At 58.2% G+C, this 18,209-nt stretch carries 22 protein-coding genes and 1 pseudogene; 8 read left to right on the top strand and 15 right to left on the bottom strand.

The genetic code is table 11. The features are described from left to right. Positions 1–95: 95 nt before the first annotated feature. Positions 96–374, bottom strand: a complete 279-nt coding sequence (locus CWE01_RS26375) for a DUF3077 domain-containing protein (RefSeq protein WP_100943475.1) — start codon at positions 372–374, stop codon at positions 96–98. 574 nt (positions 375–948) lie between these two features. On the opposite strand from CWE01_RS26375, the gene CWE01_RS26370 reads away from it, so the two are divergent. Further along, positions 949–1,794: a hypothetical protein gene (locus tag CWE01_RS26370; RefSeq protein WP_157815280.1), complete on the top strand. Its 846-nt coding sequence runs from the start codon at positions 949–951 to the stop codon at positions 1,792–1,794. 91 nt (positions 1,795–1,885) lie between these two features. Here CWE01_RS26370 and CWE01_RS26365 read toward each other — a convergent pair whose 3' ends face one another. Beyond that, a complete protein-coding gene (locus tag CWE01_RS26365) occupies positions 1,886–2,164 on the bottom strand; it encodes a DUF3077 domain-containing protein (RefSeq protein ID WP_100943473.1) in 279 nt (92 codons plus the stop codon). A gap of 532 nt (positions 2,165–2,696) precedes the next feature. Here CWE01_RS26365 and CWE01_RS26360 point away from each other — a divergent pair. Beyond that, complete coding sequence (locus CWE01_RS26360) at positions 2,697–3,212, top strand: cytochrome b/b6 domain-containing protein (RefSeq protein ID WP_256579416.1); 516 nt, start codon at positions 2,697–2,699, stop codon at positions 3,210–3,212. 111 nt (positions 3,213–3,323) lie between these two features. Here the strand turns inward: CWE01_RS26360 and CWE01_RS26355 are convergent, their stop codons facing one another. From CWE01_RS26355 to CWE01_RS26320, 8 genes are all read right to left on the bottom strand, one after another. Beyond that, on the bottom strand, positions 3,324–3,725 hold the full coding sequence (locus tag CWE01_RS26355; protein ID WP_100943471.1) for a hypothetical protein: 402 nt from the start codon (positions 3,723–3,725) through the stop codon (positions 3,324–3,326). 78 nt (positions 3,726–3,803) lie between these two features. Further along, entirely contained in the window at positions 3,804–4,157 is a 354-nt protein-coding gene (locus CWE01_RS26350; RefSeq protein ID WP_100943470.1) for a VOC family protein, read from the bottom strand. A gap of 87 nt (positions 4,158–4,244) precedes the next feature. Beyond that, positions 4,245–4,907, bottom strand: coding sequence for a hypothetical protein (locus tag CWE01_RS26345; protein WP_100943469.1), 663 nt, complete (start codon positions 4,905–4,907; stop codon positions 4,245–4,247). A gap of 130 nt (positions 4,908–5,037) precedes the next feature. Next, the gene (locus CWE01_RS26340; RefSeq protein ID WP_100943468.1) at positions 5,038–5,742 is read right to left on the bottom strand and encodes a YbhB/YbcL family Raf kinase inhibitor-like protein; all 705 of its coding nucleotides are present in this window, start codon (positions 5,740–5,742) and stop codon (positions 5,038–5,040) included. A 131-nt stretch (positions 5,743–5,873) separates the two neighbouring features. Then, entirely contained in the window at positions 5,874–6,797 is a 924-nt protein-coding gene (locus CWE01_RS26335) for a LysR family transcriptional regulator (RefSeq protein WP_100943467.1), read from the bottom strand. A gap of 154 nt (positions 6,798–6,951) precedes the next feature. Further along, positions 6,952–7,431: a VOC family protein gene (locus CWE01_RS26330; RefSeq protein WP_100943466.1), complete on the bottom strand. Its 480-nt coding sequence runs from the start codon at positions 7,429–7,431 to the stop codon at positions 6,952–6,954. A 91-nt stretch (positions 7,432–7,522) separates the two neighbouring features. After that, positions 7,523–7,684: a DUF2986 domain-containing protein gene (locus CWE01_RS26325; RefSeq protein ID WP_100943465.1), complete on the bottom strand. Its 162-nt coding sequence runs from the start codon at positions 7,682–7,684 to the stop codon at positions 7,523–7,525. Between the two features lie 138 nt (positions 7,685–7,822). Next, on the bottom strand, positions 7,823–9,073 hold the full coding sequence (locus CWE01_RS26320; protein WP_100943464.1) for an OmpP1/FadL family transporter: 1,251 nt from the start codon (positions 9,071–9,073) through the stop codon (positions 7,823–7,825). A gap of 334 nt (positions 9,074–9,407) precedes the next feature. On the opposite strand from CWE01_RS26320, the gene CWE01_RS26315 reads away from it, so the two are divergent. From CWE01_RS26315 to CWE01_RS26300, 4 genes are all read left to right on the top strand, one after another. Beyond that, a complete protein-coding gene (locus tag CWE01_RS26315; protein ID WP_100943463.1) occupies positions 9,408–10,181 on the top strand; it encodes an SDR family oxidoreductase in 774 nt (257 codons plus the stop codon). Between the two features lie 75 nt (positions 10,182–10,256). After that, positions 10,257–11,459, top strand: a complete 1,203-nt coding sequence (locus CWE01_RS26310; protein WP_100943462.1) for a low temperature requirement protein A — start codon at positions 10,257–10,259, stop codon at positions 11,457–11,459. A gap of 7 nt (positions 11,460–11,466) precedes the next feature. Then, the gene (locus CWE01_RS26305; protein WP_100943461.1) at positions 11,467–12,372 is read left to right on the top strand and encodes a LysR family transcriptional regulator; all 906 of its coding nucleotides are present in this window, start codon (positions 11,467–11,469) and stop codon (positions 12,370–12,372) included. 74 nt (positions 12,373–12,446) lie between these two features. Continuing rightward, complete coding sequence (locus CWE01_RS26300) at positions 12,447–12,908, top strand: GNAT family N-acetyltransferase (RefSeq protein WP_100943460.1); 462 nt, start codon at positions 12,447–12,449, stop codon at positions 12,906–12,908. Between the two features lie 8 nt (positions 12,909–12,916). On the opposite strand, the gene CWE01_RS26295 is transcribed toward CWE01_RS26300, so the two are convergent. Beyond that, positions 12,917–13,408: a GNAT family N-acetyltransferase gene (locus CWE01_RS26295; RefSeq protein WP_100943459.1), complete on the bottom strand. Its 492-nt coding sequence runs from the start codon at positions 13,406–13,408 to the stop codon at positions 12,917–12,919. Between the two features lie 169 nt (positions 13,409–13,577). Further along, positions 13,578–14,150 (bottom strand): hypothetical protein, encoded by a 573-nt coding sequence (locus CWE01_RS26290; RefSeq protein WP_100943458.1) that lies wholly within the window; start codon positions 14,148–14,150, stop codon positions 13,578–13,580. A 168-nt stretch (positions 14,151–14,318) separates the two neighbouring features. Here CWE01_RS26290 and CWE01_RS26285 point away from each other — a divergent pair. After that, positions 14,319–14,653 (top strand): annotated as a pseudogene (locus CWE01_RS26285) (LysR substrate-binding domain-containing protein); the annotation flags it as partial. Positions 14,654–14,790: 137 nt separating this feature from the next. Here CWE01_RS26285 and CWE01_RS26280 read toward each other — a convergent pair. Further along, positions 14,791–16,230 (bottom strand): amidase, encoded by a 1,440-nt coding sequence (locus CWE01_RS26280; RefSeq protein WP_100943457.1) that lies wholly within the window; start codon positions 16,228–16,230, stop codon positions 14,791–14,793. A gap of 113 nt (positions 16,231–16,343) precedes the next feature. Here CWE01_RS26280 and CWE01_RS26275 point away from each other — a divergent pair, with 113 nt between their 5' ends. Further along, the gene (locus tag CWE01_RS26275; protein ID WP_100943456.1) at positions 16,344–16,928 is read left to right on the top strand and encodes a TetR/AcrR family transcriptional regulator; all 585 of its coding nucleotides are present in this window, start codon (positions 16,344–16,346) and stop codon (positions 16,926–16,928) included. A gap of 34 nt (positions 16,929–16,962) precedes the next feature. Here CWE01_RS26275 and CWE01_RS26270 read toward each other — a convergent pair whose 3' ends face one another. Together CWE01_RS26270 and CWE01_RS26265 are read right to left on the bottom strand one after the other, a co-directional pair. Further along, positions 16,963–17,397, bottom strand: coding sequence for an HIT family protein (locus CWE01_RS26270; RefSeq protein WP_100943455.1), 435 nt, complete (start codon positions 17,395–17,397; stop codon positions 16,963–16,965). Between the two features lie 105 nt (positions 17,398–17,502). Then, the gene (locus CWE01_RS26265) at positions 17,503–18,207 is read right to left on the bottom strand and encodes an SDR family NAD(P)-dependent oxidoreductase (RefSeq protein WP_157815279.1); all 705 of its coding nucleotides are present in this window, start codon (positions 18,205–18,207) and stop codon (positions 17,503–17,505) included. Positions 18,208–18,209: the final 2 nt, after the last annotated feature.

Below are 18,209 nucleotides of genomic sequence, written 5' to 3'. Positions count from 1 at the left end.
ATGACTTGGCCGGACGAATACATTTTGGAGTGATTATTGCTGCTGGAGGGATAGTGTGTGAGCCGGCAATTGCGGCCGGCCAGGAGCTATTCAGCCTAGTTTTTTTGGCCAGACAACATTCTCTGGTTCAGATCGTCGACCACCGCCTTACCCATTTCGCAAAGGTAGTGGGACGCCCAGGCATAACGCTCCCCATCTTTCTCCATAGCCGCATCCAAGGCCAAGTGCTTGGCGCAGTAAAACAGATTGGAGGCGTGCTCCATGGCGTCCTTGATCGGGATATCCGGGTTAACTCGGAACAACTCCTGATCACCCGTGCCGCAGGATGCAAAGGTAATAACACCGAGAGTCTTGATAGGGGGAAGGTGGCTCATTGGATACCTCCCGCAATTGCACAGATGTCCGAGGTGCGAAGGTCGAGCGAAGCAAGTACGTGCATGTGTAACGCTCCTACGTCTAAGTGAGAGCCGCCACGTTCGTTCCAAGCGAGGGGGTGGCAGCTGTACGCAGGTTGGAAACCGGGGACATAGGACCCGGCAGGACCGAAATCCTCCCGCGCACAGCCGCCATTGAAAAAAGCGGACGAAAAAACGCCCGCAATTGTAACCGATGGGCGCCTGTGCGCTATGTCTTCGGGTTTCCAAGCCCGGTCGCCGAATAGGCGGCGACTACCGAAGACTAGTGTTCGGTCTCACCGCGACAAGGTCAGGATTATTACCGATTGTGGCGAGGAGGCATTTTGAAGGGCTGCGACCTCGGTGGGGGCAGGTGGGCGACTATACGAAAGATGGTCATGACGGATTCAAGGCGGGGCATAGACGTTCAACATAGATCGGATTGCTGCCCTACCCAAACCAGCACAATCAATAGATTTGCCTTGAATACGGCGGTGGCTAGTTAGTAGCATGCGGCCCCTGCTATGGACCCTCCGTTCACACCCGAAACCCATTGGCCAATACAGGCCGCACCTCTTCAGAGTTTCCCGTTATGGCTCGCAGGACGCGTACCTTACTGATTATCCTTTTGCTGTTGTCGGCTGCTGCTCTCTGGCTCAATGTCGATTGGTCGAAGCTTGGAAGGTTCTACCATGGTCTCCGTCTGGCCCAGGCATCGATGCTCACAGACGAGCAAAACGAACAGATTCTCCAAGGCTTGAAAAAGGACTTCGGCGAACAGGCGAGTTTCTCTTACATTGTCAGTAGCGACCACAACGGCACCGTCACCAAGACAGTCCGGGCGATCCTGACGTGCAGTTCCATCAATCCTCCACGCTACCTTGATGCGGTCGTTCGCCGGGTGCATGACGCCGGGCTGGGTTGGCCCGACAAGGTCGAATTTGTTTATACCTGCGGCTTTGTCAGGCCACCGTCTTTCGAGTTAACGCCCCGGGAAATGTCACAGGCCATGGAGGAACGGGCTAAAGAGGACTTCACGTGCAGGGATGTTCGTGCCGGGACGTACTCAATACCGGGCACTCAGACACAGCAATCCATGTTTGTGCAGGACGGCGCTGTTGATATGAAGTTTTCCAAGGACGAAGACGGAAGGGTTGTAAAAGCACAATGGACGACTGGGGAGCAATTCATGCAACCCAAGGAGCAGCTCCGGCTGATGCGTTGCATGACCTATGCGTTGCTGCGAACCCTCGCGCCAGAATTGTCGACGCAAGAGGTTCAGACTGAGGCCGGGGCCATCTGGCCGGCCAACGGCGATTCGGCCTCGGTAAAGATAGGTCGTTATACGGTCGAATCCAAGTCCAAGCCGTTGGAGATGGTCGCCTATCCTGTGCGTTGAGCTTGGTTGGTATCTATCGCCGGCACTTTGTTCAAACAACAGTTGTATGTGGCCGGCCATTACGACCGGCCAGTAACTACCCAGTCCCGACTTATGCCTTTTGGCAAGACAACATCCTCTGGTTCAGATCGTCGACTACCGCCTTGCCCATTTCGCAAAGATAGTGGGACGCCCACGCATAGCGCTCCCCATCTTTCTCCATAGCAGCGTCCAAGGCCAAGTGCTTGGCGCAGTAAAACAGATTGGAGGCGTGCTCCATGGCGTCCTTGATCGGGATATCCGGGTTGACTCGGAACAACTCCTGATCACCCGCGCCACAGGACGCAAAAGTAATGACTCCGAGGGTCTTGATGGGAGGATGGTCGCTCATTGGACACCTCCAGAAGTGGCAGAGGCGGAACAATCATCGGTGCGCAACAACGAGAAGATACAAACATCCATGGCATAACTCCTGATATTGAGGAGCCGCAACAGTTCGTTTCCAGGCGAAGGGTGGCAGCTGTACGCAGGCTGGAAACCGGGAAATCAGGACCCCGGCAGACCCGAAGGTCTCCCGCGCACAGCCGCCATGACACAGATAAGCGGGCACAAAAAAACGCCTGCAATCGTAATCCATGGAGGCGTCGAGCGCCTGATTTCTTGCCGGGTTTCCAGGCCCGGTCGCTGAATGAGCAGCGACATTCGAAGACTAGTGCCCAGCCCGCACAGCGACAAGGCCAGGAGTATTACCGATTGTGGCGAAGGGATTTCATTGACCCAGAGCATCCAAACCCCGCAAACGCGCAGGGTAGGGCGCCCAAACCCTTGCAGTGCGAATAGCGGGATAGTACCGTGGCGTCGCAAATCTAAATGTAAATCCTTCTTACTCATGGGCGCCCCACGATTTTATGGACCACCCCGTCTTGCAATCACCCCCCAAGCCCTACACGACCACCCGCATCTACCTGCACTGGATCTCCGCGCTGGTCATCCTCTGGGCCACGTTGAGCGGCTTCGGTGTGACCTTGCTTCCCGTCCATCACCCCGTTCGCCAGTGGGTGGAAAGCTTCAATCCGCAAATAACCACGGTGTTCATTCCGCTCTTTGCCTGGCGCCTGTGGCTGTATTTGAGCGCCTCGGCCGAACAGTCGACAGGCACCCGAGACCTGCAGAAAAGCATCGCCAAGCTGACCCACACCCTGATCTATCTCTGCGTAAGTGGCGTACTGCTGACCGGCGTGGTGATGATGAATCATCCCGTGCTGTTGCTTGGGATCATGCCGCTGCCGCAGTTGCTTCACTCCGTGCCAGCCCTGGCCGACGTTCAACAACTGCATCATCTGCTCTGCGCCATGCTGGCCGCGCTGGTGGTTTTGCACCTGGCCGCTGTGGTGCGACACCAGCTTCGAGGCAGTTCGGTGCTGCGTCGGATGCTCTGAAGAAACGCTCGTTATAAGACGCCGGCAAGCCGGCTGGAGCCCAGGGACAAACAGGGACTCGAGCCGCACTGTAGGGCGTTGAACCGTTGGTAGCGTCGGAGGGGCCTACGGTCACCAGGGGAAGGTAGTGAAGGAGCCATTGAGTGCTTGCAGGGGGCTACCGCCGATGCTTACCTGCACCATAACGCCTGGATCGGAACGCGAACGCAGGCTGAATGCTTGTATGCCCGCTTGCGCTACCAGATACAGCCCGATGCTGAAGGACAATGAGGCCTGACTGGCGCCGTGCGACGTATTGACCTGCACCTGGTCGGCGCTGATGGAAAAGTTGCTCAGCGACAGGGTAGCACCTGTGCTGGTTCGAATGAAAATGCCGCTGGGGCCTGCAGAAACAGGGCCTGTGCTCCAGGCAACCGGCGCATTCTTCTCAGCCAACACCACCACGATTTGTTGGCCGGGCGCGACATTGCTGACTTGCAATTGCACTTGTTGATAGACGTTGGTGTCGCTCATAAGTGAAAGTCCTTTGCGAAAGAGTTAATCAAGCGGACCTCTTGCCACGCTTGACGTTTTCGACAGCAATATTGCGCTTCAGCCAGTGTGTTGTAGCACATTGATCAGCGTACCCAATGGATCACGCACGAAGAAGCGTCGCACGCCCCAGGGTTCCAGGGTCAGCGGGTAGGGGATCTCGTAGCCCGCACGTTGCGCGCGCTCCAACACCTCGTCGAGGTTGTCCACTTCGATGGACAGCTGCGGTACCGGCGCGCCGGAGCCGCCTTCGCTGGCAATGCTCAGTTGGGCGAGGGCCTGGCTGTCGGAGGCCAGGGTGATGATCCAGCCGTGGTCCATCACCGGGGCGATATCGAACAGCTCGCTATAAAAGGTCGCGACTTCGGCGGGGTGCTGGCTGGTCAGGTTGGCGACGATGCGGCGGACGGTCATGACGAACTCCAGGTGAGGTGGAGCGTTCAGCATAGGTCGGGTCACCGACATACCCAAATGCCTGCATCCCAACCCATATGACTACAGTCACTTAAATCCTTTGCGTCCCAGATCCAGTTGTTGCTCCAGAAAGAACGCGACCTGTTCTCGGGTTTTTTCCGAACCGTCCACGATATGCCCACCGCCATGCTCAATGACCAAGGGCCGTTTAAAAAGGGCCGCTACGTCATACGAATAGCGACTAGGCACTATCAAATCAGAGCGGCCGATGATGTGAGCGGAGGGCAACTCATAACTCGCCTCAGCTTCATAAAGTGCTTTAAGGGCCGGGTCATTCGCTAAAAAGGCCCCCGCCATCATTGCGAAATCAAACGCCAGCGGATACTTCGTGCTTACATTCCCATCTGGTGCCCGAAGCCCTACCAGCAGGGCCGTCAACGCGGCCCCCTGACTAAAACCGAAAACGCCGTCAAACGGACCCGCGTTTTCAAAGGTGGCAATAATCCACTTGTAGGTTTTCGCCCATCCGCTGTATCGGATGGAGGATGAGTCTACGCCTGCTACTTTGTTCTGCGTCGATTGCTCGATGGCATGCCACCAACCGAAATCGCCCTCGGCAAGAGCCGGTGCATCCACATAAATAAAGTGCGCCAGATGGTCCAGGCCACTGGTGAGCGGCAGCACTTGGCTGCGCATCACCTGCGCATTGCCATGGTATCCATGCAAGCAAAGGATTCGGAGTTTTTTCATAAATAACCCACGTAAAACATCACCGAGGCATCAGTACGCCCGAGTAGAAACGGGCATAGTGATGCCTCGCCGGATGATCAGCATTTAATGGACAGCAGCCCTCTATATTTCAAAGCCGGGGTGCACGCTTTCAGCGTCCGTATTGGGCACTGAAGCTGGCTTTTCCCAAGACTTTGTCACCCAGCCCTTTATTCAGGACAAATGAGTGGAGCGCCGCCGTACCCGTACGCGGAATTCCAGCGGCCGCTTCAATATCGTCGACAGCCAGCGCATAGGCTGTGAACGTGTAGGTATGAGGCTTATCCGTCAAGGGCGGGCAAGGGCCGCCATAGTTGCCATTTCCACCGGTTGCACCGGTGTCCAGGAAGTCATTTGCGCCACTGAACGCCGGAGCGGGCAATTGACCGCCTGCATTACCTGCCCCGCGCGCCAGTCCCTGCTCGGTGGCAGGAATGTTGTATACCGTCCAGTGCCAGAATCCGCTGCCGGTCGGTGCGTCCTTGTCCTGGACTTGCAAGGCAATGGATTTGGTTCCTGCCGGCAGGCCCGACCATTGGATCGCAGGCGACACGTTCGAACCCGTGCAACCAAACCCATTCAGCGTATAGGCTTTGTCAAAGACGCCCGATTTGAGATCGGGGCTCGACAGTTTAAAAGTCGGCGCCGCCGAAGCGCTTACACTGAGACTGCCCACCAGCAGAGTGGCCGCCAATGCGGCATATCCCGGATACGCCAATAGCCAGCTTGCACTTCGGTTTTTTCGGGTTTGCGAGAAAGCCTCTGCCTGAGGGGGACGTGGGAGCCTTGAAGCATCAGATATTCTACGAGTGCTCATGAATCAGTTCCTTGTTGTTTGGAGCACTCAAGATACTGACGGAGCAATAGGGACCAAAGATGCGAAGCCTCAAGGGACCCTTGCAGAAAACGATGGAATCCGCCCAAGGCGACTGGCTTGAAGCAGCTGCCTCAATACGCACCCGCTCCAGTCGTGGCAGCGTCACGCATGCGTTGTTTGATGAAGTCGATGAACACCCGGACTCTTCTGGGCACATAGGCCCGGTTGGTGTAGAGCAGCCACAGGGTGTTGTCGAAGTCCGTTGGCGTAGCTTCGTAGTCAGGAAACAGATCGATCAAACGGCCCGCCGCCAGATCCTCCTTCACCAGCCAGTCCGCGAGCAGGACCGGCCCCATATGATCCAGCGCGGCCTGATGCAGGGCCAGCGAGTTGGAAACCACCAACCAGCCATCCACCTCGATTTCCTCCACAACGCCTGTTGCATCACGCAGTTTCCAAGGCGAAAGATGGCCGTGAACCGAACAACGTATGCAGTTATGAGCGACCAGCTCTCCCGGTGAACGAGGACGGCCCTGACTCTTCAGGTAGTGGGGGCTGGCGCAGATGTGATAGCGAATTTTTGCCAGTTGAATACCGACCATCGAGGTGTCCGTACTCTGTCGCAAACGCAGTGCGACATCCACCCGATCACTGACCAGATCCATCAGTGAATCAGACAGGATCACATCGACCTCAATGGAGGGATAGGCTTCCCGGAGAGCGGGCAACAGTGGCAACAGGATCTTGTGGCCAAAGGTCACGGATGTCGTGACCCGGACAACTCCCGCCGGACTACCCGCGAGGTCCCTCGCTTCATCGGCGGCACGTTGTAGATCCTGCAAGAGCTTGCGGGCGTGCTCATAGTAAATCTTGCCGGCATCGGTGAGCACAAGCCGGCGTGTTGTACGTTCCAGGAGACGCAAGCCGAGCGTTTTCTCCAGCGTGCTGACGGCTCGCGTGACGGCCGCGGGATCAATGTCCAGGCTTCGGGCCGCCGCCGCGAAACTGCCTTGGCGAGCGGTTTCGACAAACAATTTAAGGTGGGCTGTATCCATCGAGAGTCCCTCGGTTACGGGGCGATACTAGCACCGGCGATAGCGGTCACGTCCACACATGATCACGTTCAATGTTATGGAGAAACTGATTCCTGATTGACGTGATTCTTCTCTATGATCCTGTCTTGATAAGCCAGCAAACGGATTGGGCGGGTTAGCCCTTGAGCGCCGCTTCGATGGTCGCGATATCGATCTTTCTCATGCCCATCATGGCCTCGAACGCACGCTTGGCCGCCGCTCGATCAGGGCTGGAGATCGCCGTCGTCAATACACGTGGGGTGATCTGCCACGACAGCCCCCACTTGTCCTTGCACCAGCCGCAGGCACTTTCCTCGCCGCCGTTGCCGACAATCGCGTTCCACAAACGGTCCGTTTCAGCTTGGTTGTCAGTCGCCACCTGGAACGAAAATGCCTCGCTATGTTTGAACACCGGGCCGCCGTTCAGCCCGAGACAAGGGATGCCCATCACGCTGAACTCGACCGTCAGGACATCGCCCTGTTTGCCCGAAGGGTAGTCGCCAGGCGCACGGTGGACGGCGCTTACCACGCTGTCCGGAAAGGTCTCGGCGTAAAACGTCGCGGCCTCCAGGGCGGTGCCGTCGTACCAGAGACAAATCGTGTTTTTGCGGGTCATCTTGAGTCTCCACGGTTGGGGAATGGTCCGTGGATTTTAGTCGACGACAGATTGGAGCGATTGCCGAGCATTCCGGGATGCTCGTTATCGATCAGCTTTCTGGGGAAATGATCGGGTCCTGACTGGCTTCAGCCGCCAGCTTCAATCGGTCAGCTTTGCTGATGTATGTGTTTTTGCTCTTGGGTGCCAATTTGGCACTGGCCTTCTTGGCGTTGGCCTTGAATAACTGCTTCAGCTTTTTTTGACGATTCATATTTTCCTACCCGGCTTGTCAATGCTTGAATGGTATCAGCTCCTTGATTGGCTAGAGAAAACAAAACACCCTGCGAAAGCATGACCTTCGCAGGGTGTTGGTGTCTCTCGGGCCCGGCAGTTTCTCTGGCCTTGTGAATCAGAACTTGTACGTAAAGCCCAGGCCGTAGCCCCATGCGCTGTTTTCGTACTGGGCGCTGTAGGTGCCTTTTTGCGGGTTGTTCAGGTTGACGTTGACGTCTTCTTCCTTGAGGTAGGAGACGGCGAGGTCGATGGTCAGGTCGTCGGTTGGGCTGTAGCCGGCACCGAAGCTGACGACGCGGCGATCACCTGTCGGGATACGCACGGAACGATCGGTGTTGTTGGTCGGCGCCTGGTCGACCGACAAGCCGCTGCGCAGGACCCATTCCTTGTTGACGCGGTAGGACACGCCGATGGCCGAGGCCCAGGTGTCATGCCAGTTCTCGGGTTCGGTGCTGCTGGTCAGCTGGCTGGCGAGCGGGCCGGTCACGCCCTGGTTGTTGACGGTGATGTTTTGCAGACGGCTCCAGCGGGTCCAGGTGGCACCGCCATAGACAGTCCACTGATCATCCAGTTTCTGGGTGATCGAGAAGTCCACGTTCTCTGGCGTGCTGATATCCAGGGACGTCTTGTAGCGGGCGTCGGGAATACCGAAACCGGTGAGGCCGGTGACGCTGGTGTGGCCATCCAGCGAGTAGCTGACCTTGGAGTGGTAGGTCAGGCCCAGGCGGGTGGTGTCGGTCGGCTGGACAATCACGCCGACGTTGTAGCCCACCGCCGTGTCGTCGCCCTTGACGTCGACAAAGCCGTTACCGATCGGCAGCGTGGAGCTCAGCTCGCCGCTGATGCGGTTGAAGGTCGGACCGAAGCCGATGGAAACCACGTCGTTGATGGCGTAGCTGACCGTCGGTTGCAGGGTGACAACCTTGACTTCGCTCTTCTGGCCGTAATTGCTGCCGGCAAAGCCGCTTTCATAATCGGTGATCAGGCCGAAAGGCGCGTAGGCACCCAGGCCCACTGCCCAGCCGTTGCCCAGCTGTTTGACGAAGAAGGCATTGGGTACGGAAGTGAACGGGACCATGTCGCCGTCGTTGGTGCCGCCTGGGCGACCGCCGCTGGTGTTCTTGATATCGGTCTTGGCATCAAGGACCGAGACACCGGCGGTCACTTGGTCGCGACCGAGCAGGGACATACCGGCAGGGTTGCCGTAAAGGGTGCTGGCATCTTCGGCAGAAGACGAACGGCCCGCATAACCGGTCCCCATCCCGCTGATGCTTTGTTCGTTGATGGCAAGACCACTGGCGAAAAGTTGGGTGGAGGCCAGGGTGACCGCAAGGCTGAGTGTGGTCTTGAGCATGACTTTTTTCATTATTAGAACTCTGGGAGTTATCACGTGCGGCGCAAATTACCAATGTTTCAGTTTTGATGCTATAGGCTGTATGGCTTGAGATAGAGCGGTTTGTAGGGCAATCCGACGAGAATTGGCCGATTCTTTCCGAAAATAACTATCTGTTATGAGTTGCGATAGAAGTGGCTGATGAGTCATCACTTTTTCAGGCCAGGACGACATGTTCTTAAATGTCCTCCGTTCGTCCCTGATGATTGGTCGTCATACCTGGACAGTCCATCCAACCTTCACTGGCTTATCTTTATGCAATGGCTCTCTAGACTGTGGCGTACTTTCATCAGCCAGGAGCTATGCCATGCCAGACCATTCCATCAAGGGTAAAGTGGTGCTTGTCGCCGGTGGCGCCAAGAATCTGGGTGGTCTTATCGCTCGGGACCTGGCGCAACAAGGTGCGAAGGCGGTAGTGGTGCATTACAACAGCGCCGCCAGCCAGTCGGACGCCGAGGCCACTGTGGCGGCGATCAAGGCGTTGGGCGCCGAGGCCGTGGCGTTGCAGGCCGATCTGACCACGGCCGGTGCGGTGGAAAAGCTCTTCAAGGATGCGGTGGCAGCAGTCGGCCGGCCAGACATCGCGGTCAACACCGTCGGCAAAGTCTTGAAAAAGCCGATGTCCGATATCAGTGAGGCCGAGTACGACGAGATGATGGCGGTCAATGCCAAGTCGGCGTTCTTCTTTATCAAGGAGGCGGGCAAACAGCTCAACGACAACGGCAAGATCTGCTCCATCGTCACCTCGTTGCTGGGGGCGTTCACGCCTTTCTATGCGGCTTATGCCGGTGGCAAGGCTCCCGTCGAGCACTTCACCCGGGCCGCGGCGAAGGAGTTGGGCGCACGCGGTATCTCGGTGACGGCGGTAGGCCCGGGCCCCATGGACACCCCGTTTTTTTATCCGGCTGAAGGCCAGGACGCGGTCAACTACCATAAAACCGCGGCGGCCCTGTCAGCGTTCTCCCATACGGGGCTGACCGATATCGCGGATGTGGTGCCGTTCATTCGCAATCTGGTCAGCGACGGTTGGTGGATCACCGGCCAGACGATCCTGATCAACGGCGGCTACACCACCAAGTAAGCCGATAAAAAACATTGCAACCCCGGCAGGGCGCGTTGACACTTTTCCCGACACTACCAGGCCACGGGGTTGGACATGAGCGTAAACCAGCACGCGCCTCATCCTTTGCTTCGCCATCGCGACGGTCATCATGCGCGGGTGACCTTCGAAGAACTCATGTTCGATCTGGTGTATGTGTTCGCCGTGACGCAACTCAGTCACGGCCTGCTCAATCATCTGACCTGGGGCGGGGTGATGGAGACCCTGGTCCTGTGGTTCGCCGTGTGGCTGGGCTGGCAGTACACCGGCTGGGTCACCAACTGGTTCGATCCCGAGACGCCGTTGATGCGGGGGCTGATCTTTGCCCTGATGATTCCGGCCCTGTTGATGGCCGCCAGCATCCCCGAAGCTTTTGGCGGGCGCGGACTGGTTTTTGCCCTGGCCTATGTCTCGATACAGGTCGGGCGCACGGGCTTTATCGTGCTGCAACTGCCCCGCGAGCATCCCCTGGCGCCCAATTTCAGGCGCATGCTCGGCTGGGTGGTGGTGGCCGCAGTGTTCTGGGTGGCCGGCGCCTGTGTGGACGGGCCGCTACGCATTGGCCTCTGGCTGATCGCCGTGTTGTGCGAGTACATCTCGCCCATGTTCGGTTTCGCCTTCCCCGGTCTGGGACGTTCGCGGACTAGTGACTGGACCATCGAAGGCGGCCATCTGGCCGAGCGCTGCCAGTTGTTTGTGATTGTCGCCCTGGGTGAAACCCTGCTGGCCAGCGGCGCGGTCCTGGGCGAGACCGAGCCTTGGGGCATGCCCATTCTGCTGGGGTTGGGAGCGACGTTCCTGGGTACCCTGGCGATGTGGTGGTTGTACTTCGGGACCGCCGGCAAGGACGCCACGTTGCGTATCACCCAAGCCGACGATCCGGGCCGCATCGGCGCCTACTTTCACTATATTCACGCCATTCTGGTGGCGGGCATCATCACCACGGCCGTGGGCAACGATCTGGTGATGCTGCATCCCGACAGGCACCTGTCGATGGTCGATGCCATTACCCTGGTGGCCGGCCCGATGATCTATCTGTTCGGCAGCATCCTGTACAAGCGTGTGGTATATCGGGTGGTGCCCAAATCCCATCTCGGCGGGCTATTGTTGCTGCTGGCGCTGGTGCCTGTCGCCCATACCACCGACCTGTTGATGATGAGCTGGCTGACCACTGCGGTGATGCTGGGGGTGTGCGCTATCGAAGGACGGGTGGTCAGGCGCTATCGAGCCCGCCACGCCAACGCAACCCTCAAGCATTGACGGGCCTATGGACAGAATTGAGCAGTACCGGGTCTTCCTCCAGGTGGCCGAGCTTGGCAGTTTCATCCAGGCCGCGCGGGTGTTGAAATTGCCGCGGGCGACCGTGTCCGCGGCCGTGCAGAAACTGGAGGCGGATGTCGGTACGCGCTTGCTGCATCGCACCACGCGCAAGGTCAGCCTGACCGCGGATGGCAGCCAGTTGCTGGAGCGTGCACGCCAGGTGTTGCTGGACATCGATGACATCGACCAACTGTTCCAGACCCATCAACAGCACGTCGTGGGGCGGCTGAATGTCGATGCGCCCAGTCGCATCGCTCGACGTCTGATCATCCCGGCATTGCCCGACTTGCTGCGTTGCTATCCAGGGCTTCAGCTCTGTCTGGGCTCCACTGATCGGGCCATCAATCCGATAGAGGAGGGGGTCGATTGCGTGATTCGTTTCGGCACGCCAGAGAGCAGCAGCCTGGTGGTAAAACCCTTGGGGCAGGTGCTGCTGGTCAACTGCGCAAGCCCGGGATATCTGGCCGAATGGGGTGTTCCGGAGCATCCCGATGATCTGGAGGACGGTCATCTGTGTGTCGGCTACGCGCCCACCCTTGGTGGCCAGGAATTACCTTGGGAATACGTCCTCGACGGTGTCGAACAGTCCCGGGCACTGCCCAGCCAGGTTGTTGTGAACAACGCTGAAAACTATATCGCCAGTTGCTGTGCCGGGCTGGGACTGATTCAGGTGCCGTTGTTCGATGTCCGGCATCTGCTGGGGGCCGGGGTTCTGGTTGAAGTCATGCCCGCGTACCGTGCAGCACCCATGATGGTTTCGGTGTTGTATCCTGATCGGCGACAGCGCTCGCGCCGGCTCGGGATGTTCATCGACTGGTTCGCGACGCTGATCGAGCCTTTTCTCGCGCGATGATTGAAGGCTGCTTCAGCCGGGAATTGACGCTGGCCAGTTTCCGCTCCCCATACCTATCTTCGAGTGGTCATGCAATGGATGTACAAACGAGTATTCGCCGGGCCACCCAAGAAGACGTCGAGCAGATAACGGCCCTGGTGGCCGAAGCCTATTCGTCTTACATCCCGCGAATCGGCAGGAAGCCCGGCCCCATGCTTGAGGACTACAAGGCGGTTGTGGCTGAACTCAGCGTTTTCGTGATGGCAAAGGCTGAAGAGGTCATGGGGGTGCTGGTATTGAGCCCGCAGGACTCGGCGCTGCTTCTGGAAAATATCGCCGTGTTGCCCCGCTACAAAGGACAAGGTATCGGCAAGGCGCTGATGGCGTTCTCTGAAGATTTCGCACGCGAGACCGGTTGCGACGCCATCCTGCTTTACACCCATCAACTGATGACCGAGAACATCGCGCTCTACAAGGCGCTGGGTTATCAGGAAACGCATCGAGCCACGGAAAACGGGTTTGCCCGTGTCTTCATGCGCAAACCCATGCTCGGCTGAGGTTTCCCCTACGGAATGGTTTTTGCCATTTCAGACGTTGCTGCCCAACCCAGGAGTTCATACACCGGCTTGCCGGCCTTCGTCGCGTGCAGCACGGCGAAACTTACACCTCGTTGGGCAAACTCGGTTTCAGCCAGCCTCATCAGGGAGGCTGCCAGGCCCCGTCGCCGGTAAGTCGGGTCGACGAAAACGTTGAGCACATAGCCGCGCTGGTCGGAAGTCGGGTGGGACGGATGAGGTGGCCAGTCGATAGTCATCAGGCCTATCGCCGCCACGGGCTGGGCGTTGTCCGTCAGCGCAAAACCGTAGTAGCGCCCATCGGATAAGCGCTGCTGCAACCAGGGCCGGAAGTGCTCGGTCATCACCCGCAATTCCGACGGGTCTCCGCCCGCTTCAAGGAACATCGTTTCGCGATGCGCACAAATGATCTCGAGGTCATCTGGCTCTAGCCGACGAACCGTCAAGCCTGAAAAGTCGATGTTGCCGGGGATCTCTTTCATCGTCTGCACCTGAGCGGAGCGGTCGATGCTAGGGCGGCCAGGAGCAGAATGTTAGACACAGATTGGATAAAGGCGCGCCATACAGCGACCGCAGCGCACACGTCCGCTCTTTAACGGATAGGCTGGGCTTCGGATGGGCTTGGGGTGCAGTCAAGCACTCCAGGGCACCTCATTGAAAAGTATCCGTGACTAAAAAGAAATGATCCCCACACGGTCGAACTGAAGACGTCGCTTCATTGTGTACCGATTGTTCGGGCCGATTAAGCGGGTTGTCCGTTTCATCGTAAACAAGACTGTGGAAAATATTCGCGCTGCCGGCTCCACCGGTTTCACCCCAGTCCCATTCCTGATACTTCGGCGACGGTCCGGGCAGGTTGCGCACCAGTTCCATGTAATGACTACGGGTCAGCTGAAAATGAATCCATTCGGGACTGATTTGATAGTAGGTCGATGCCGCCAGTAGCCCGATCGTCACCACAGGCGCCGCGACGACAGACATCAGCCTTCTCCATCGACGGGCCCATAGATTGGCCACGAGGCCTATGACAAAAGCACCCGAAGCGATCAGAGCAGGGATGAGCAGCAGGGGAACCAGGAAAAGATAAAGTCCGAAAATCCGGTCCAGCTCGTGACCCAGATAGAAAAGAGTGCCGAACACCAGCCAGACGCAGAAGTGGCCTACGGCAAACCCGTCCCGTTTCTTCGGCGGGATCTGCCCGATTTTACTTTCAGCCCTGTTCAAGAAATTCAGCTGCCTTACTTAAAAAAGGCGCATAGAGATACCGGCAAATGGCCATTATTTCAAATGAATTATGAGCCTCATGGCCTCCACGGCTGCTGATGGGTCACGTAATGAATGCCGCCACCTCCCGCCGCGATCACGTCGATATTGAGTTGGATGACCTTTGATCTGCTCGATGTGCCCGCCGAGCAGCGCACCACCTTGCATGGCGAGCGGGAAATGGATTGGAGTCACTGGGTGGTGCAGGGCGGGGAGGATGTCGGCCAGCGCGGCAATGGATTGAATTTTTCCGATCCGGAGCTGCTGCTTGATGCCGCCTGCACGGGCAATGGGATTGCCTCGGTGAGTCAGCTGTTGGCCGCCCATGCGCGCTCCAATGGGTTGTTGCAGCCCCTGAGCGAGCAAAGTGTTCCTGGGGCCAGTTGGGTCTGCCTGATCCATCGCGACAGTGAAAAAACTCGCTGACGCGAAGGTTCAGTGAGTGGTTGCAGGCAGCCCTGTGAGCTTGACCGCTAAATACGCGGCAGTCAGTTAAGGCCGAACACGGTCCCTGTAGGAGCAGGGCTTGCTCGCGAAGAGGCCCGTGAGAGCGCTAAAAGCTTCGCGGGCAAGCCCGCTCGCCACAAGACTGCGCTTGGCTTCAAGCTTCCTTACCCGCCCATACAGTCGGCCGCCGGTCTCGCCAAGGCAGTTCGCGCTCCAGTTGGGCGGCCAGTTGCAGCAGCAGATCTTCGCGACCGTAACCGGCCCCGAATTGCAGGCCGATAGGCAGGCCGCTCGCCGAGTCCTGGGCCAGTGGCACGGACATGGCGGGGCAGCCGCTGACGTTGAACACGGCGGTGAAGGGCGAGTGGTTGAACACCCGGGCCATCCATCCGCGACCGTCGAGTGACTCCTGGCCTGCGTTGTAGTGACCAATCAGAGGGGCGGCCTCCGGCAAGGTCGGTGTCAGCAGCACATCGTATTCGTTGAACAGTCGGCCCATGTGCCGGGTCACCAGGTTGCGTTCATACATGGCGCCCAGCAGTTGCGTCGCGCTCAACTCTTGCCCCATGCGGTACAGCGCCAGGGTGGCGGGCTCCAGGGTGCTGGCGTCGATGGGGCGGCCTGTTGCGCCAGCAATCGCGTCGATCCAGGCGGCGGTGTTGCTGGACCAGAAGCGTGCGTTGAGCTCGACGAAGGCTTCCCAGCTCAGGCCGATATCGGCCGACACGGGGATGACCTCATGGCCGAGGCTTTCCAGAACCTGGCACACCTGGTTCAAGGCGGTACCCACCGCCGGTGCGATCGATTGGCCGTTCAAGGCTTGATGTTGCACGGCAATGCGCAGGCGACCCGGCTCGCGGTTGAGCAAGGACGCATAGGGACCGGTCGGTGGTGCAATGTGGAAGGGGTCGCCAACGGCTGGCCCGTGCAAGCAATCCAGCAAGGCCGCCGTATCGCGTACGGTGCGACTCAGCACTCCGTGCACCGCCAAACCCGCCCAGACTTCGTCCACCGCCGGGCCCATGGGCAGGCGCCCGCGACTGGGCTTGAGGCCAAACAGGCCGCACGAGGCGGCCGGCACGCGAATGGAGCCACCGCCATCCGTGGCATGGGCGACGGGCACCGCGCCGGCGGCAACCGCGGCCGCCGAACCGCCACTGGAACCACCAGCGCTGTGGTTCAGGTCCCAGGGGTTACGGGTTGGACCGTTGACACGGTTCTCGGTGGTGGTGCTGGCGGCCAGTTCCGGTGTGGTGGTGCGTCCCAGGGGCAGCAGACCGGCGTGCCGAAACCGTGCCATCAACTCGGAATCGGCCTCGGCGACACAGTCTTCCGCCAGGCGACTACCCAGTTCATTACGGCGATTGCGTGCGGTCAGGCCCAGGTCCTTGACCAGCATCGGCACACCTTGAAACGGCCCCGGCAGGGCTGGCGGCTCATCGTCCCAGGTCTCGATCACCGCGTTGATATGGGGATTGACGGCACGGATGGCCGACATCGCGGCGTTGTGCACTTCGGTAGGGCTGACCTGACGGTCGTTGATCAACTGTGCGAGGCCGACAGCATCCTGTTCGGCGTATTCGAAAGCGTTCATGGCGATCTCCAATTCGATACTTATGGGTATCGTACGATACTTGTTAGTATCATGCGATACTGTGTAGTATCGATGTCAAGCGGAATATGAAATCGCCTGGAGACCCTTGCCCCGTGGAAAAGCCCATCCGCCCTGAACGCATTGCGCAATTGCCACCGCGTGAACGGATCATCGACGCCGCGCAGGCACTGTTCGCCGAACAGGGCATTGCCCGGGTGACGGTGGACGCCATCGCCGCTCAGGCGGGCTCGACCAAGATGACCTTGTACCGGCATTTCGAGACCAAGGATGTGCTGGTGCTGGAGTGGCTGCGTTTGCTCACTGAGCATTACAGCGCGGTGCTCGACGATCTCGCGGCGCAGTGGCCGGGGGAGCCGGTTCGGCAGTTGCTGGGTTTTGCGCAATTCATTGCGCGGGATCTGGCCCAGTCGGGTTATCGCGGTTGCCCGTTTACCAATAGCCTGGCCGAGCTGGCGGACCCGCAGCACCCGGCGAGGCAGTTGATCGAGGCGCACAAGCAACGTCAATTCGAGCGGTTGGCAACTCTGTGCCGCGAGGCGCAGCTAGCCGATGCACAGGACGTTGCCCGGGAGCTGACATTTCTGCTTGAGGGCGCTCAGGTTGTGGCCCAGAACAAGGGTGTGAGCGATGTGGCGGAGCACTTGTTGCGAATGGTTGGAAGGCGTCTTGGGGTGTAGCCGGGGGATCTGGCCGACTCTGGCCGGTCATTTTTCAATGACACAATGACCTTAGCCAAGTGACTATCTCGGCCTGCACTTCAAGCTCCTGCTCCGTCAGTGGCCTTTCGCAGTATTCGCGGCTCAAGAACAGAATTGCATCGTTGCCGTCCGGTTCATTTGAATAGGCGGGGTGCTCGTGAATTTCACGTACTAGCTGCTCCGTCACCGGCGCTACATGAAAATGCACGGCAAAGCCCCGGGAGAAACCCAGTTTGTAGAATACGACCTTGCAGGGGGCGTAAGCCTTGGTGAGCAGTCGTTCTGTATCGCGAAGCACCAGGCCCAATGTCGACAGTGCAGCCTCACTGATCTCGCTCACCTCTGCAGCCTGCTCCTTGGACGACACCATCAGGTAGCCCGGGTAGCGTGCGTCACGGCGATGGCTGATGAGCCAATGTTCGGTATCAAAAACCTTCAGTTCATCCACGACCCCGTTCCTTGTGAGTTCCGATCTATCGGTTCGTCCATCATGGCCGGCCAGTGTAAATTCATACTACGTCGCGCCGGCCGTCACGGTATAAACAGGCTCCGCCTACCAAGGCAGTGTGGCGACTTGCTCATTTTCGAGAGAGTAGAATTGGTTGGACGGCGGTGCGCTTGCCACAAGATCAAATAACCGCTTTGCCGAGCAGCTGGGTTCCAGTGTGGCTTCTGCGACCCCAATCCCCGTTTTCAACCTTCCAGGATGAACGGCATAGCAAGCGACACGATCTCCAAATTCATCTGCTATGCAAAGAGACAGCATGTTCAACGCTGATTTCGAGATTCTATAAGAATAAGAACAGCCTTTTTTTGAAACGCTTTGGTCGGCGTTTTGCTCCACGGAACCTCTGCGCGACGAAATATTGACAAGGGTCTTGAGGGCGAATTTATTTAGCAGAAGTGCGGATAACAGAAAGGGGGCGACGCAGTTGATGCTGACTGAGTCTTTGATGTTTTGAGCCGTTTCGCTGAACAGTGAAGAACCTTTACTGCCGATACCTGCATTGTTGATAAGCAGGTCGATAGTGCGGACGTTGCTTTTTATCAGGGCGTGCTCGAGGTTGCTTATTTTCTCTTCGATATCCTCATCCAGAAAATCTATTTCGTAGTGCAGATCTGTCAGATCCAGTTCCTCCAGTTTGCGGAGCTTTTCGATAGACCGGCCAATCGCTATAACAAAATGCCCGGCATCCTTGGCCTGCTGACAAAGCGCGCGGCCATAACCTCCGGTGGCACCGGTAATCAAAACTATCATCG

Origin of the sequence: Pseudomonas sp. QS1027, assembly GCF_002814235.1 — a bacterium.
Classification (GTDB): domain Bacteria; phylum Pseudomonadota; class Gammaproteobacteria; order Pseudomonadales; family Pseudomonadaceae; genus Aquipseudomonas.
The sequence above is the reverse complement of the archived record's forward strand: the minus strand, read 5'-3'. Positions and strand labels throughout refer to the sequence as shown.

What these genes read in the sequence shown, in the direction of transcription:
- CWE01_RS26265 (WP_157815279.1), bottom strand. Translation starts at nt 18,207, where the DNA reads ATGATAGTTTTGATTACCGGTGCCACCGGAGGTTATGGCCGCGCGCTT.
- CWE01_RS26310 (WP_100943462.1), top strand. Translation starts at nt 10,257, where the DNA reads ATGAGCGTAAACCAGCACGCGCCTCATCCTTTGCTTCGCCATCGCGAC.
- CWE01_RS26300 (WP_100943460.1), top strand. Translation starts at nt 12,447, where the DNA reads ATGGATGTACAAACGAGTATTCGCCGGGCCACCCAAGAAGACGTCGAG.
- CWE01_RS26355 (WP_100943471.1), bottom strand. Translation starts at nt 3,725, where the DNA reads ATGAGCGACACCAACGTCTATCAACAAGTGCAATTGCAAGTCAGCAAT.
- CWE01_RS26350 (WP_100943470.1), bottom strand. Translation starts at nt 4,157, where the DNA reads ATGACCGTCCGCCGCATCGTCGCCAACCTGACCAGCCAGCACCCCGCC.
- CWE01_RS26335 (WP_100943467.1), bottom strand. Translation starts at nt 6,797, where the DNA reads ATGGATACAGCCCACCTTAAATTGTTTGTCGAAACCGCTCGCCAAGGC.
- CWE01_RS26320 (WP_100943464.1), bottom strand. Translation starts at nt 9,073, where the DNA reads ATGAAAAAAGTCATGCTCAAGACCACACTCAGCCTTGCGGTCACCCTG.
- CWE01_RS26295 (WP_100943459.1), bottom strand. Translation starts at nt 13,408, where the DNA reads ATGAAAGAGATCCCCGGCAACATCGACTTTTCAGGCTTGACGGTTCGT.
- CWE01_RS26330 (WP_100943466.1), bottom strand. Translation starts at nt 7,431, where the DNA reads ATGACCCGCAAAAACACGATTTGTCTCTGGTACGACGGCACCGCCCTG.
- CWE01_RS26325 (WP_100943465.1), bottom strand. Translation starts at nt 7,684, where the DNA reads ATGAATCGTCAAAAAAAGCTGAAGCAGTTATTCAAGGCCAACGCCAAG.
- CWE01_RS26340 (WP_100943468.1), bottom strand. Translation starts at nt 5,742, where the DNA reads ATGAGCACTCGTAGAATATCTGATGCTTCAAGGCTCCCACGTCCCCCT.
- CWE01_RS26345 (WP_100943469.1), bottom strand. Translation starts at nt 4,907, where the DNA reads ATGAAAAAACTCCGAATCCTTTGCTTGCATGGATACCATGGCAATGCG.
- CWE01_RS26280 (WP_100943457.1), bottom strand. Translation starts at nt 16,230, where the DNA reads ATGAACGCTTTCGAATACGCCGAACAGGATGCTGTCGGCCTCGCACAG.
- CWE01_RS26375 (WP_100943475.1), bottom strand. Translation starts at nt 374, where the DNA reads ATGAGCCACCTTCCCCCTATCAAGACTCTCGGTGTTATTACCTTTGCA.
- CWE01_RS26315 (WP_100943463.1), top strand. Translation starts at nt 9,408, where the DNA reads ATGCCAGACCATTCCATCAAGGGTAAAGTGGTGCTTGTCGCCGGTGGC.
- CWE01_RS26305 (WP_100943461.1), top strand. Translation starts at nt 11,467, where the DNA reads ATGGACAGAATTGAGCAGTACCGGGTCTTCCTCCAGGTGGCCGAGCTT.
- CWE01_RS26365 (WP_100943473.1), bottom strand. Translation starts at nt 2,164, where the DNA reads ATGAGCGACCATCCTCCCATCAAGACCCTCGGAGTCATTACTTTTGCG.